14 protein-coding genes are annotated in these 13814 nt (G+C 67.9%); 1 reads left to right on the forward strand and 13 read right to left on the reverse strand.

The annotated features are described in order from the left end of the window. Positions 1 to 4 precede the first annotated feature (4 nt). The 8 genes from R2707_04770 to R2707_04805 form a co-directional block, all read right to left on the reverse strand. Positions 5 to 505, reverse strand: coding sequence for a hypothetical protein (locus R2707_04770; protein ID MEZ5244390.1), 501 nt, complete (start codon positions 503 to 505; stop codon positions 5 to 7). Positions 506 to 517: 12 nt separating this feature from the next. Further along, entirely contained in the window at positions 518 to 1795 is a 1278-nt protein-coding gene (locus R2707_04775) for a thiolase family protein (protein ID MEZ5244391.1), read from the reverse strand. Positions 1796 to 1817: 22 nt separating this feature from the next. Beyond that, positions 1818 to 2282 carry an OB-fold domain-containing protein gene (locus tag R2707_04780; protein ID MEZ5244392.1) on the reverse strand — a complete coding sequence of 155 codons (465 nt, stop codon included), beginning with the start codon at positions 2280 to 2282 and terminating at the stop codon, positions 1818 to 1820. A gap of 122 nt (positions 2283 to 2404) precedes the next feature. Beyond that, positions 2405 to 3082 (reverse strand): nitroreductase family protein, encoded by a 678-nt coding sequence (locus R2707_04785; protein ID MEZ5244393.1) that lies wholly within the window; start codon positions 3080 to 3082, stop codon positions 2405 to 2407. After that, positions 3046 to 3714 carry a hypothetical protein gene (locus R2707_04790; protein ID MEZ5244394.1) on the reverse strand — a complete coding sequence of 223 codons (669 nt, stop codon included), beginning with the start codon at positions 3712 to 3714 and terminating at the stop codon, positions 3046 to 3048. Before R2707_04790 ends, R2707_04785 begins: the two co-directional genes overlap by 37 nt. Positions 3715 to 3826: 112 nt before the next feature. Then, positions 3827 to 7384 carry a DNA polymerase III subunit alpha gene (gene dnaE / locus R2707_04795; GenBank protein ID MEZ5244395.1) on the reverse strand — a complete coding sequence of 1186 codons (3558 nt, stop codon included), beginning with the start codon at positions 7382 to 7384 and terminating at the stop codon, positions 3827 to 3829. A gap of 111 nt (positions 7385 to 7495) precedes the next feature. Next, positions 7496 to 8047, reverse strand: coding sequence for a proteasome activator (locus R2707_04800; protein MEZ5244396.1), 552 nt, complete (start codon positions 8045 to 8047; stop codon positions 7496 to 7498). A gap of 13 nt (positions 8048 to 8060) precedes the next feature. Continuing rightward, positions 8061 to 9170: an alkaline phosphatase family protein gene (locus tag R2707_04805; protein MEZ5244397.1), complete on the reverse strand. Its 1110-nt coding sequence runs from the start codon at positions 9168 to 9170 to the stop codon at positions 8061 to 8063. A 127-nt stretch (positions 9171 to 9297) separates the two neighbouring features. Here R2707_04805 and R2707_04810 point away from each other — a divergent pair, with 127 nt between their 5' ends. Next, positions 9298 to 9744, forward strand: a complete 447-nt coding sequence (locus R2707_04810) for an Rrf2 family transcriptional regulator (protein MEZ5244398.1) — start codon at positions 9298 to 9300, stop codon at positions 9742 to 9744. A 21-nt stretch (positions 9745 to 9765) separates the two neighbouring features. On the opposite strand, the gene R2707_04815 is transcribed toward R2707_04810, so the two are convergent. From R2707_04815 to sepF, 5 genes are all read right to left on the reverse strand, one after another. Continuing rightward, positions 9766 to 10689, reverse strand: a complete 924-nt coding sequence (locus R2707_04815) for an RluA family pseudouridine synthase (protein MEZ5244399.1) — start codon at positions 10687 to 10689, stop codon at positions 9766 to 9768. 25 nt (positions 10690 to 10714) lie between these two features. Then, positions 10715 to 11296, reverse strand: coding sequence for a hypothetical protein (locus tag R2707_04820; GenBank protein ID MEZ5244400.1), 582 nt, complete (start codon positions 11294 to 11296; stop codon positions 10715 to 10717). Positions 11297 to 11414: 118 nt separating this feature from the next. Then, a complete protein-coding gene (locus R2707_04825) occupies positions 11415 to 12845 on the reverse strand; it encodes a DivIVA domain-containing protein (protein MEZ5244401.1) in 1431 nt (476 codons plus the stop codon). A gap of 63 nt (positions 12846 to 12908) precedes the next feature. Then, a complete protein-coding gene (locus tag R2707_04830; protein ID MEZ5244402.1) occupies positions 12909 to 13160 on the reverse strand; it encodes a YggT family protein in 252 nt (83 codons plus the stop codon). Positions 13161 to 13176: 16 nt separating this feature from the next. Beyond that, positions 13177 to 13758 (reverse strand): cell division protein SepF, encoded by a 582-nt coding sequence (gene sepF, locus R2707_04835; GenBank protein MEZ5244403.1) that lies wholly within the window; start codon positions 13756 to 13758, stop codon positions 13177 to 13179. Between the last annotated feature and the right edge of the window lie 56 nt (positions 13759 to 13814).

The following is a 13814-nucleotide window of genomic DNA, read 5'->3' on the forward strand; positions in this document are numbered from 1 at the left end:
GACCCTAGTCCGCCCGGCCGGGCAACGGGAAAGACCGCGGCGCGTCGTGTCGCGGTTGGACCACCCGCAGATCGACGGTGACCTCGTCGATGGTGGCGACCCGCGCCGCGATGGTGTCGACCACCGTCCGCCACCGTCCCCACGGACTCCGGCTCTCGACGAGCCCCTCCATCGCCATCAGCAGGCCGAGCATCGCGCCCGACCGACCCGGCCCGAGGTGTGTGCCGATCGGCTCACCGTCGGCGGGGTCCACCAGCGGCCAGGCGCCGACCCCGACCGCCTCCTCGACGACGGCTCGCAGTTGGGCCAGATCGTCCGGGCCGGACACGACGATGCAACGGGAGGGATCCCATTCACCCGGCTCGTATCCGAGCCGGAGGTCGAGGGCACCGGCGGCGAGCAGGACCGCGGCCGGATCGTCGCCACCCAGGAGCGCGACATACGCGCGACGGGCACGGTCCCAGCTCCCGGAGGAGCCGGGCCGTGCCCGCAGCGGATCGTGCATGTGGGTTCGGGGCTACAGACCGGACTTCTCGAGCACGTGGATGCCACATGCCGAACCGAGCCCGATCACATGGGCCAAGCCCACCTTGGCCCCCTTGATCTGGCGATCGCCGGCCTCACCGCGCAGGTGGGTGGCCACCTCGTAGATGTTGGCGACACCGGTGGCCCCGATCGGGTGGCCCTTCGAGATGAGGCCGCCCGACACGTTGACCGGCGTCGAGCCGTCGCGGAACGGCGCGCCGGAATCGATGAACTCGCCGGCGCCACCCTTCTCGCAGAGCCCGAGGTTGTCGTAGTGGATGAGCTCGGCGGTGGCGAAGCAGTCGTGGAGCTCGACGAGGTCGAGGTCCTTCGGGTCGACACCTGCGGTCTCATAGGCCTGCGTCGCGGCATTGCGAGTGAGCGTGTTGACGTCGGGCTGGACCTGCGCAGACTCGGTGTAGGGGTCCGAGGTCAGCACGGAGGCCGAGATCTTCACCGCTCGCTTCTGCACCGCCTTCGGCATGCTCTTCAGGCGCGAGCCCGAGACGAGCACCGCGGCCGCCGCGCCGTCGCCCGTGGGGCAACACATCAGCAAGGTGTTGGGATAGCTCATCGTGGGCGCACCCATGATCTCCTCCATCGAGAACTCCTTGCGGTACTGGGCAAGGGGGTTCAGCGTGGAATGGAGGTGGTTCTTGTAGGCGACCTTGGCGAACTGCTCGAAGCCGACGCCGTCGTACTCGTTGGCGTACTCCATGCCCGCCTGGGCGAACACGCCGGGCATTCCCTCGGTCCCGATGTAGCCGTCGACACCCGTCACCGCGCCATAGCGCCCGTCGGGCTCGTAGACGTTGCTCTCCTTCTTGGTGGCACCGGTGAGCATGCCCATCTTGCCCATCTGCTCGACGCCGAAGGCCAGACCCATGTCGGCCTCACCGGCCTTGATCGAGAGATAGACCGTTCGGATCGCCGTGGCACCGGTCGCGCACGCGTTGGCGACGTTGAACACCGGGACGCCGGTCTGGCCGATCTGCTTCTGCACCCGCTGGCCCATGCCGGTCGACGCCTGGAACAGGGTTCCGGCGCCGATCACGTCCATGTCGTGGATGGTGACACCGGCGTCGTCGAGGGCATTCATCGACACGGTCGCGGCGAGATCGACCGCGTCCTTGTCGGGGTACCGACCGAATGCCGTCATGTCGGTGCCGATCAACCAGACACTGTCATCGTCGATCTTGGAGGCCGCCGTCTTCTTGCGGGCCGGGGCCTTCTTTGCGGGGGACTTCTTCGTTGCGCTCTTCACTGCCATGTTCAGGTGCCTTTCTGCGCCGTCAGACGGGTTCGTAGCCGAACGCGATGGCTTCGGTGCCCTCGTCGTCCTTGCCGATCGGATAGGTGGTCAGCTTCAGCTTCATCCCGAGGCTGACGGCCTCAGGCGTGGGTTCACAGTTCACCACGTTGGAGCGAACGGTGGTGCCATCGTCGGTCTCGACGATCGCCGAGACGTAGGGCGCCGGGATACCGGGGGCCGCGCGATGCACGATCGTGAACGCCTTGAGCTTCGCGCCGTTGCGCACACGGGCCTTCTTGAACTCCCGCTTTCCGCAGTTGGCGCAGGCGTTGCGGCGGTCGAAGAACCGGGCGCCGCAGTTCGTGCACTCGTTGGCCGAGAGGTAGGGCCGCTGGCCGAGGCGCAGGTAGTCGACGAGGGGGACCTGCGGCGTCGCCTTCGCAGGCGCTCGCTTCGCAGCCGGCTTCTTCGCCGCCGCCTTCTTCGCGGGTTTCTTCGCGGCCATCGTGCCTCCGGATTCGGGGAAAGGGTGAACGATGCCGAGGGTAACGGCGCAGGCCGCATTCACACCAACCGCCCGTCCCATCGAGTCCGTCCCGGCCTGCGCCGGTCTCACGAGCGGGCGGTTCACCACGTGCCGCGATGGACCACCGCGTCGAGAGACGGTCGCGGTCGACCCGCCGAGGCCGACGGCCGGTCCGGGGCACGGTGGCCGATGGCGATCGCACCCACGGCCCGCCGGTCGGCGGGCACCGCGAAGCGTTCGCGGACGGCGTCCTCGTGCTCGAAGAGACCGAACAGGAGCGCCCCGAGGCCCTCCGCCTCCGCGCCGAGCAGCAGCGACATCACCGCAGCACCGCCGTCGACGAACCAGTACGGGACCGTCCAGTCGTCGATCGAACTGCCGAGGCCCGTGCGGGCTTTGTCGGGTTCCGCGTAGCGAGCGACATAGGCGGCGGGCGCCACCCACGGGATCACCAGCACGGGCGCATCGAGCAGCTGCGGCCACGGAAACGTCGCGCGCCGCGCGTCGGGCAGCGTCGTGCTCCAGTAGGCGTCCACCGACGCCGGCTCGTCGAGCACGAGGAACTCGATCGCCGCGGTGTTTCCGGCCGAAGGCGAGCGCCGCGCCCCATCCAGGAGACGGTCGATGGTTTCGGGCGCAACGGCGGTCGGCAGAAACGCCCGCGTCATCCGTCGACGGCGGACGACTTCGGCGAATGTCGGGCGGAGCCGATCCGGCCCGTCGCCTCCGCGAGACGTGTGGCTCAGAGGAGCTTCTCGAGGTCCTCGGCCATGGCCCAACCGAACGCGATCAGCGTGTCGCCCGCGGCGATGTCGAGTGCGTCGAGCTGGGATGCCACATCGGCATCGATCTTCTCGGGCTTGGCGCTGGCGTGGTCGAACAGCACCGGCTGCGCCCCGCCGCCCCGCACGACGAACTCACGGTCTTCGTAGTTGGCGGAATCGATGCCGAAGCGCTTGGCCAGGCGACGGCCCCACGCGCGTTCCTCACCCGATGCCTTGTGGCCGGGACGGGGCACGATGTCGTCGAGCGCCTTGTAGGCCTCGAACGCGCCGGCGTCGTTGATCTGGGCACCGACGAGCACGTCCTCGTCGGGGAAGGCGAGGACGCTGCGCCGGAGTTGGTCGGTCATGATCGCGCGCAGCACCGTGTCGCGCTTGGTGTTGCGACACACGTGGCCGGCGCCGATCAGGATGCTGGGCGTGCCCCCGATGCGCTCCAGCGTGCAGAACGAGAACCCGCGGATCTTGCCGGCCTCGCTGGCGACCGTGACGAGGACCCATGCCTCGCACTGCTTCGACAGCAGCCCGACCTCGAACGCGTTGGGCGACTCCGCACAGAGATCCGCCATTTCCGCGAGTTCGGCATCGCTGACCGCCGTGCAATCCTTCGTTTCGACTTCAATCGCCATCGGCTGCCGGGCCCCCACTCGCGTACTTCGGACCCCGTCAGTTTTCAGGGTGAACGCGCGAATCGCAACCTCACGGTCGGTGAACGTGCCGCGCCGCTGCGTCGACCTTCGCTCAGACGAGGATCGAATCGGGCCCGAGCAGCACCCGGAGCTCGGCCACCACGCCGTTGGCGTTGTTGACCGCGTAGTCGTCGGGCAGGCGGATCACCCGACGGTCGCTGAGGTGCAGCTCGACCGGCGAGTCGCCCGGGTGCGCACTCAGGATGCTCTTCAGTTCGGCGATCTTGCCCTCGGAGCCGCCGGACGGGTCGAGCCGCACCCGCACCGGCTGGTTGTCGGACAGGTCCTCGATGATCTCGATGTCCTGGGCGAACAGCTTGGGCAGATCACCGTCGTTCTCGAGCCGTCCCCGCACCAACACGATGGTGTCGTCCTCGAGCTTCGGACCGTGCTCCTGCATCGTGCGCGGGAAGACCATGACCTCGACGGACCCCTCGAGGTCCTCGAGCTCGAACACCGCCATCAGGTCGCCCTTGCGCGTCCACTTGCGCTGCAGGTTGGTGATGACGCCGCCGACCTTCTTGATCGCGCCGTCCTCGCCTTCGGCCAGCTCCCCGATCGAGCAGTCGACCTTGCGCCGGACGTGCTGTTCGAACCCGAGCAGCGGATGATCCGAGATGTAGAGGCCGAGCATCTCCTTTTCGTGCGCGAGCTTCGGCATCTTGTCGAACTCGACATCGGGCACCTTCGGGCGCTCGTCGAACGAGGGGCCGTCGTCGAGCTCACCGAACAGCGACATGACGCCCATGTCGTGTTCCTTGCGGCGCTGGACCGTCAGGTCGATGATCTGTTCGTGGACCTGGAGCAGGCCCTTGCGCGGATGACCGAGTGAATCGAACGCGCCGCCCTTGATCAACGACTCGATCGTGCGCTTGTTGAGCGCATCGAGGTCGACCCGCTCGACGAAGTCGACGAACGACTCGAACGGACCGTTGGCGTTGCGTTCCTCGAGGACCTTCTCGACGAACCCGACCCCGACGTTGCGGATCGCCGACAGCCCGAAGATGATGCTGCCCGGCGTGAGCTTGCGATCGGCGACGTCGGCCGGTCCCCACTCGAGGTTGGGCACCGGCGTGAAGTCGGATTCCGACCGATTGATGTCGGGAACCTCCACCTCGATGCCCATGAGCCGGCACTCGTTGAGATACACGGCCGCCGATTCGAGCTTGGTCTTGACGCTCGTCAACAGCGCCGACAGGTACTCGACGGGATAGTTCGCCTTGAGATAGGCGATCTGGTAGGCGACGTAGCCGTAGCCGTAGGAATGGCTCTTGTTGAACGCGTAATCGGCGAACTGGGCGATGATGTCGAACATCTCCACGGCGAGCGAGTGCTCATAGCCGTTGGCGACGACGCCGTCGGTGAACTTCTGGCGCTCCTTCTCCATCGCTTCGCGGATCTTCTTGCCCATGGCCTTGCGCAGGGAGTCCGCTTCGGCGAGCGAATAGCCGGCGAACTTCTGCGCCATCCGCATGACGCTCTCCTGATAGATCATCAGGCCGTAGGTGTCGCCGAGCAGTTCCTCGGCATCGGGATGGATGTATTCGACGGGCTTGCGGCCGTTCTTGCGATCGGCGTAGTCGTTGTGCATGTTGGCCGCCATCGGCCCGGGCCGATAGAGCGCCACGAGGGCGGCGACGTCGTCGAAGGAATCGGGTGCCAGGGAACGGATCAGCGCCCGCATCGGCCCGGACTCGAGCTGGAAGACGCCGATCGTCTCGCCCTTCTTCAACAGGTCGAACGTCGGACCGTCCTCGAGGGTCACCGCGTCGATGTCGAGGTCGATGTGCTGGGTCTCCTTGATCAACGCCAGGCAGTCGGAGATCACATCGAGGTTGCGCAGGCCGAGGAAGTCCATCTTGAGCAGGCCGAGGTCTTCGACCCCGTGCATCTCGTACTGGGTGACGACCGGGGCTTCGTCGATCGACTTGCCGGCTTCGGGCTTGCGCTGGATCGGCAGGTACTCGGTCAGCGGTTCGTTGGTGATCACCACGGCGGCGGCGTGGATGCCGTCCTGTCGACGCAGGCCCTCGAGACCCTTCGCGACCTCGACCACCCGGCTGATGTCGGCGTCGGAGCTGACCATGTCGCGCAGTTCGCCGGCCGCCTTGTAGCCGTCGAGGTACTTGGGATGCTCCTCGAAGCAGTACTTCAACGGCGTGTCGCGGCCCATGATGAGCGGCGGCATCGCCTTCGCGACCTTGTCGCCGACCGCGTAGGGGTAGCCCAGCACCCGGGCGGCATCGCGCACGGCCGCTCGGGCCTTGATCTGGCTGAAGGTGACGATCTGGGCGACATTGTCGCGCCCGTACTTCTCGGCCGCGTACCGGATCATGTTGTCGCGGTAGCGAGTGTCGAAGTCCATGTCGATGTCGGGCATCGACACGCGCGAGGGGTTGAGGAACCGCTCGAACAGGAGGTCGTACTTGATCGGGTCGAGATCGGTGATCCACAGCGTGTACGCCACCGCACACCCTGCCGCGGACCCACGGCCGGGGCCGACTCGGATGTCGTTGTCGCGGGCGAACTTGATGAGATCCCAGGTGATCAGGAAGTACGCCGAGAACCCCATGCTGTCGATGACACCGAGCTCGTAGTCGAGGCGTTCGACGATGTGCTCGGGCAGATGCTGACCCCACCGCTTCCGCGCCCCCTCATAGGTGAGATGACGCAGGTACGCCGTGTCGGTCTCGAACCCCTCGGGGAGCGGGAACTCGGGGAGCTGGGGTTGGCCGAACTCGATGGTGACGTCGGCGCGCTCCGCGATCCACAGCGAGTTGTCGCACGATGACGGCACCTCGGCGAACAGGCGGCGCATCTCACCCGCACTCTTCAGATAGTGCTGATCGCCGTGGAACTTGAAGCGATCGGTGTCGCTCAGCAGCGAACCCGTCTGCACACACAACAGGGCATCGTGGGCCTCGGCGTCGTGCTGGTGGGTGTAGTGGCTGTCGTTGGTGGCGAGGACGGGCGCCTGGATCTTCCTGGCGATCTCCAGGAGCATCGGGTTGGTCTGGCGCTGCTCGGGGATGCCGTGGTCCTGGATCTCGATGAAGAAGTTGTCGCGCCCGAAGATCTCCTGGAAGCGTGCCGCCTGCTGCAACGCCACCTGCTCCTGGCCCTGCATGAGGCTCTGGAGCACGTGACCGCCGAGGCAGCCTGATGTGATGATCAGGCCTTCGTGGTACTTGTCGAGCAGCTCCCAGTCGGCGCGGGGCTTGTAGTGGTAGCCGGTGAGGAACGCCTGACTCGAGAGCTGGATCAGGTTCTTGTAGCCGACGTCGTTCTCGGCGAGGAGGATCGCGTGGTAGTAGAGCTTCTGGCCGCCGCCGGTGTCGCCGCCGGAGTCGTCGGCCTTGCCCCGCCGGTTCGGGCGCTCCTCGCGTGACTCGTGGGCGAGATACACCTCGGTGCCGATGATCGGCTTGATGCCCTGGTCGCGACATCCCCGGTAGAAGTCGAGAACGCCGTACATGTTGCCGTGATCGGTGATGCCGAGGGCCGGTTGTCCGTCGACGACGGCGGCATGGATGACATCGTCGAGGCGCGACGCACCATCGAGCATCGAGTACTCGGTGTGGACGTGGAGATGGGTGAACGAATCCCCCACGGACTCCCCCGTGTTTCCCGCTTGTGGACCGGCCTGTGGACACCGTGTGGACAAATCACACGGCTGTGATTCGACCCTATCCGCGCGGCGCGGGAGTGCGCCACCCCTCGACTAGAGGTATGTGCCGGGTCGCTCGTCGGGCGCGGGCCGGCCGTCGGCTCCCGGAGGGCCGAGCTCGGCTCGCATCGACTGCAACTGCTGCTGCGCGGCCATCTGCTGGGCGAACAGCATCGCCTGCATCCCCTGGACGAGACCCTCGAGCCAGCCGACGAGCTGGGCTTTCGCGATCTGGAGTTCGGCCGCGGACGGGACCTCACCGTCGGAGAACGGCAACGCGAGACGGTTCAGTTCACCCCGGAGGTCAGGCGACAGCGCCGAGCCGAGTTCGGAGATCGAGGTGTCGTAGATCTCGCGGAGGCGATCGCGCGACGGCTCGTCGAGGGTGGCCACCCGCACCTCCTCCAGCAACTGCTTCATCATCGTGCCGATGCGCATCACCTTGGCCGGATGATCCACCGTCTCGTCGAGGTCGTCGTCAGGCCCGTCACCGGCCTCGAGCACCTCCGGGCGCTCGAGCAACTCCGGGGTCAGGGGTCCCGCTCCGTCGCCGTCCGTGGCGTCGGACTCCTGCTCGGCGACGGGTTCGGGTACTCGGTCGGTCACGGGATTCCTCGACTCAGCTCGCGAAGGTCAACATCGGGACGAACATCTCGTCCGCCGTCAGTGAACCATGCCGCCCGACCAATTCGACACGCGGCGAATCGGCCGGGTCGAGGAAGTAGTGGCGGCCCCGGGCGACGATCGCGACGTCGCCGAGCCGCCTGCGGGCCGCGTCGGTCACCTCGGGTCCGAACCAACCGTCGTCGATGATCTGCTCGACGGACCGCACCCAGGCGACATCACCGTGGACGGCGCTCGCGGTCTCGAGCAGATCACGGTGGTGGCCGGGCTCGGCGTGGAGCCACCGGAACCGTGCCTCGCCGCTCTGGCGCTCGACATGACGCTCGACGTCGTGGGTGAGCGACACCCCGTGTCCGAGGCAGTCGACGATGCCGTGGTCGGCCGTCACCACGATCGCCGTGCCGCGAGGCAGCGACATCATCAGCTCCTCGACCATCCGGTCGCACGCCGCGAGCTCGGCGTCGTAGTGCTCGGCGAAGCCGTGCACGTGCGCGGTCTTGTCGATGCCGTCGTAGTAGGCGTAGACGAACGGTTCACCGGCCGCGACGGCCTGGCGGATGTTGACCGGGAGCCCCGGGAGTGTGTGCCACCCCCTATGCCGCACCCCGGCGAGGTGGGCCATGGTGAAGCCGGTCCCCTCGAAACCGGCCATCGTGATCACGAGCGGCCGTTGACCGAGGAACGCCGGTTCGGGTTGGAAGTCGCCGGGAACGATCCGCTCCCGGGCATCGCCCCGCGGCGTTGTCCAGCGCAACGCGTTGAGCACCTCTCCGTCGACGTCGATTCGGTAGCCGACGACGCCGTGCTGTCCGGGCGTGGTACCCGTCGAGATCGATGTGAGCGCCGTCGCCGTGGTCGAGGGGGCGACCGTGGTGACCGGTCCGCCCGCCATCGATGCCAGCGTCGGCGCGATCGAGGCCCGCTCCCGGAGCTGATGCCATCCCAGCCCGTCGAGCACGAGCACCACCACCGACGACGCCTCGACGATCTCGGGACCGACGATCGGCTGCGGCCCCGGTTCGTCGGCCGGTTCGAGAAGCGCAGGGATCAGATCGGTGACGCAGCCCCGGCGGTAGGCCGGCAGGATCGGTTCGTCATCGCTCATCGCGTCATCTTCCGTAGCGCTCCGGTTCACCCGCATCGGCGGGACCTCCCCAGTCTCGCAGCCATTCGGGTCGGACCACGACCCCTGCGTCCGTCGGATCGGCGACGAACGATCTAGGCTCGGACCGATGCGTGTCTCGACCAGAGGTGACTATGCGGCCCGGGCGTTGTTGTCGCTCGCGCTCCACACCGAGGCTGCCCCCACCTCGGTCCGCGAGATCGCCGAACGAACCGGACTCCCTCAGCCCTACCTCGAACAGATCCTGCTCGCCCTCAAGGGCGCAGGCCTGGTGCGCTCGAAGCGAGGGGTCGGGGGCGGCTACGTCCTCGCCCGCGAGCCGGGGACGATCCGTCTCTCCGAGATCGTTCGAGCGGTCGACGGCCCGATCACGGCCGGCGACTTCGGCGAGCCCCACACCGACGGCGCCTGCGATCACGAGGGCCAGTGCGTGCTCCTGACGATCTGGGGCGCTGCGGGCACCCACATGCGTACCTTCCTCGACTCCTTCACGCTGGCCGACATCGCCGAAATGGCCGGCGGGCGGGCGCCGTGGCCGGCGCTCGAGGAGAGCTGACGGTTCAGCGCCCGCGACCCCCTAGGAGCGGCACTGCCCGAGACACTCGACGAGGTCGGGAGGGAGGGGAGTCTCCACGGCGATCGACTCGCCCGTGGCCGGATGCACGAAGCGCAACGCGCCGGCGTGCAGAAACGGTCGCCCCGGGTCGAGACCGGGCCGACCACCGTCGTACTCGCGGTCGCCCACGATCGGATGGCCGATCGCACGCAGGTGCACCCGGATCTGGTGGGTCCGACCGGTCTCGAGGCGGCACGTCAGCAGCGTGGTGTCGCGAGGAACGGAGAACCGTTCGTCGACGCGATAGTGGGTCACGGCACGGCGCCCCTGATCGCTCACCGCCATCCGGGTGGGATGACGCGGCGACCGCCCGATGGGGGCGTCGATCGTCCCGCTGTCGCTCTCCAGATGACCCCAGACGAGGGCGGAGTAGATGCGTTCGGGCTCATGAGCCGACATCTGTCGCACGAGCTCGTCGTAGGCCGCCGCGGTGCGGGCGACGACCAGCAGGCCCGAAGTCCCGCGGTCGAGGCGATGCACGATCCCCGGTCGGTGCGCCTCGCCGACCTCTGCGATCTCGGGGTAGCGATGGACGAGACCGTGGACCAGCGTGGCCTCGGCGTGACCGGCACCCGGATGGACCACGAGTCCGGCCGGCTTGTCGACCACCACGACGTCGTCGTCCTCGTAACGGATCGAGAACTCGACGCTCGGGTCGGGTAGCGGCCGCGGATCGACGGGTTCGGGCAGATCGACCTCGAGTAGCTGACCTTCACGCACCCGAGACGACGCACTGCGGACCGGCACACCGTCGATGCGCACCGCTCCCTCACCGATCAGCCGGGCGACGACGGATCGACTGATGTCGCCCACCAGCGCGACCGCGCGGTCGACACGCTCGCCATCGAGCACGGCCGGGATCGTCTCCTCTAGGTGGTCACTCATGGCAGAGGCCACCGACGGACGCGGCTCAACGCCGTCCGAGACCGCCGACCTTGTATTCGACGCGCTCCGCCGCCCACGGAATGGCGCGGAGCCGCTCCTGGGGAATCGGCAGGCCCGACATGACGCACACGCCGTAGGTTCCGGCCTCGATACGCAAGAGGGCATCGTCGATCTGTTCGACCGCAGCGCGTGCCTGCGCCGACAGTGCGAGGTCTCGTTCGCGTTCGACGGCGAGCGTGTCGCCTTCGCCCGACTCCTCGTCGAACTGGACGTCGCCGGGCTCACGGCCCTCGATGAGCGCCTCCGCCTCGGCCCGGTACTCCTCGGCCGAGTGGAGATACTTGGCGCGCTCGTTGATGAGTCGCTCCTTCATCTCATCGACGAACTTCTTGCCGAAGGGCGACTTGGCCGCCTTCTTCACCGGCTGGGTCACAGATGCCTTCTTCGTGGTCGACTTCTTCGCCGGCGCCGCCTTCTTGGCGGCCGCAGCCCGAGGGGCGGCCTTCTTCGCTGCTGACTTCTTCGCAGGCGACTTCTTCGCGGCGGCGGTCTTCTTCGCGGCCGACTTCTTCGTCGCGGTCTTTGCTGCTTTCTTTGCGGTCGCCATGCTGCAAGGCTCCTTGCCCCAACGAAACGGGGCCGTCACCCCGGTTCGAAGCGCAGAGTCTACGCAGACTTTCGTTGGATGTCGCGCACCCTCGGGCCGAGGGGCCCGATCAGGGGTCTCAGCGACGGCGACCGAACCAGGACCGACCGGCGTCGTCGTCCTCCTGGTCGAAGAACGCACTCAGCGCTTCCTCGTCGCGTTCGGGCATCGGCTCGCTGCCCACCGCGTCACGGAGCTGCGCGAGGAAGGGGTCGTCGTCGATCTCCGGCTCGGCGAACAGCGAGCCCTCCGGCACGATCGGCATCGCCTCTGTGGCCGGGCCGGCATCGTCGTGGAAACGGTCGACCGTCGACGTCTCGAAGCCGAATCGGCCGGCCGACGCGGTCGAGCGCTCGAGGTCGGCCGCAGTGACCAGCCGCTGCGGTGCAGGCGCTTCGGCGAACGTGCTCTCCGCCATTCCTGCGAACGCCGGTTCGCCGCGGCCCCCGAGGTCGGGCTCGACCGGCGACCCGGGATCGGTTTCGGGCTCGGGTTCGTCGAGACGGATCTCGGTGGGGACCACCTCGTCGGCCTCGTCGGCGGACCACCCGTCGTACCCTGCGTCGGGGGTCGGTTCGGGCCCGGCCTCGGCGGCCACGAGATCGATGGTGTGGTGCTGCTCCTCGGGCTCGAACACGGGCGCAGGCTCGAAGACCGGCGCGGATTCGGCCGCTTCCTGGGCGGTCTCTTCCGGCTCGATCTCCTCGGGCTCGATCTCGTCTCGTGCGATCTCGTCTCGTGCGACCGCGAGATCGTCGGCTACGACATCGTCGACCGCGGCCTCCTCGTTCGCCAACAGGCGATCGAGGAGATCGGTGTCGATCTCGACGCCACTCGTCGCGGGGACACGCGCCGCACGGAACGCTTCCGGGGACTCGAGCAGATCCGTCAACGCCGACAGCGACGCCGTGAGCTGATGGCGCTCGTCGGCCAGGTGGCGCTCGAGGATCTCGATGTCGTCGGCCAGGAACGCTCGGTACTCGTGCAGCTCCGCCACCTCGACGGCGAGGCGCTCACGCTCGGCCGACGCGGCCTCGCTCGCCAACGCTTCGGCCTCGGCCACCATGACGCGGCGGTCGGTCTCGGCCTCGGCGAGAATCAGCCCGGCCCGGTCGACGGCATCCTTGACCGTGGCCGTCGCCTCGGCGTGGGCCTCCCGCAAGGACAGTTGCGCCTCGGCCTCGGCGGCCGACAGGATCGCCTGCGCGCTCGTTGCGGCATCGGCGGTCAGGCGATCGGCTTCTTCACGCGCCTCCGCGATCGCGGCATCGGCCGTGCGCTGGGCGAGCACCAGCGTGCGCGTCAACGTTTCCTCCGTGTCGGAGGCGGTTGCCGAACCACCACGGGCCTCGGCCGCCTCGACCCGCTCGTGCAGTTCGCTGATCCGTCCGCGCATCACCGCGGCAGCACGTGCGACACGGTCCACGAACGCGTCGACCTCATCGGGGTCGTAGCCGCGGTAGCGCTCGTGGAACTCGATCTCCTGGAACAAGGGTGAGAGTTCGTCCATGGGCAGATCGTAGACGCTCACATCCGCGGGATCGGGGAGCCTCTGCCACGGGCCGAGGGTCGCTCAGCAGACCACGCCCTGGAGGATCTGGAGGCCGATGAGGACGATGATCGGCGACAGGTCGAGCGCAACAGAACCGAGCCGGACCGGTGGCAGCGCCCGGCGGAGCGGACCGAGCACGGGGTCGGTGATCACGAACAGGAAGCCGGCCACGGTCGCCATGGCGCCGTTCGGGTCCAGCGGGAACCAGGTGAGGACGATCCGAACCAGGATGACCAACATGTAGATCGAGATCGCGAGACAGACGATTCCCATGAAGCGGCGCGATCGCTCAGTCGAGGGCGCGGCGGGCGTCGTCGGACGACACCTCGACATCGGCCGGCGTCAACAGATACACCTGATCGGCGACGCGGTCCATCTTGCCGCCGAGCGCGTAGCAGAGCCCGCTGGCGAAGTCGACGAGCCGGCGACGCAGGTCGCGCTCGACGCCCTGGAGGTTGACGATCACGGGTTGCCCGACCTTGAAACGATCGCCGATCGACTGCGCCTCGTTGAAGCTCGTGGGTGTCACCGCGTGGGGCTTGGTCGGTGCGCTCTCCACGATGCGAATCGCCGACGCGCCGTCGATGCTGGACGGGCCGCCGGAGCGCGAGCCGGGTGCCGCCGTGCTCACGCGATCGCGCACCGGTGCGGGCTCGCCTGCGGGAACCACACGCACCGTCGACGGCTGCGAGTTCGTCGGGATGGGCCGCACGGTCGAGCTGGGAGGTCGACTCGTCGGCTCTGCGACGGCGCGCACCGTGGGCCGGTCGACCTCAGCGCCGCCGGCGGCACCGGCGGGTGCGAACTCGTCGTACTGCTCGTATTCCTCGTCGGGACCGAGCCCGAGATAGATCAACGCCTTCTTCAACATGCTGATGCTCCTGCGCTTGGCATGAGGCTAGCCGCCCATGGGGAGGGATTTCCCGC

The organism is Acidimicrobiales bacterium (assembly GCA_041394245.1).
Lineage (GTDB): Bacteria > Actinomycetota > Acidimicrobiia > Acidimicrobiales > Aldehydirespiratoraceae > JAJRXC01.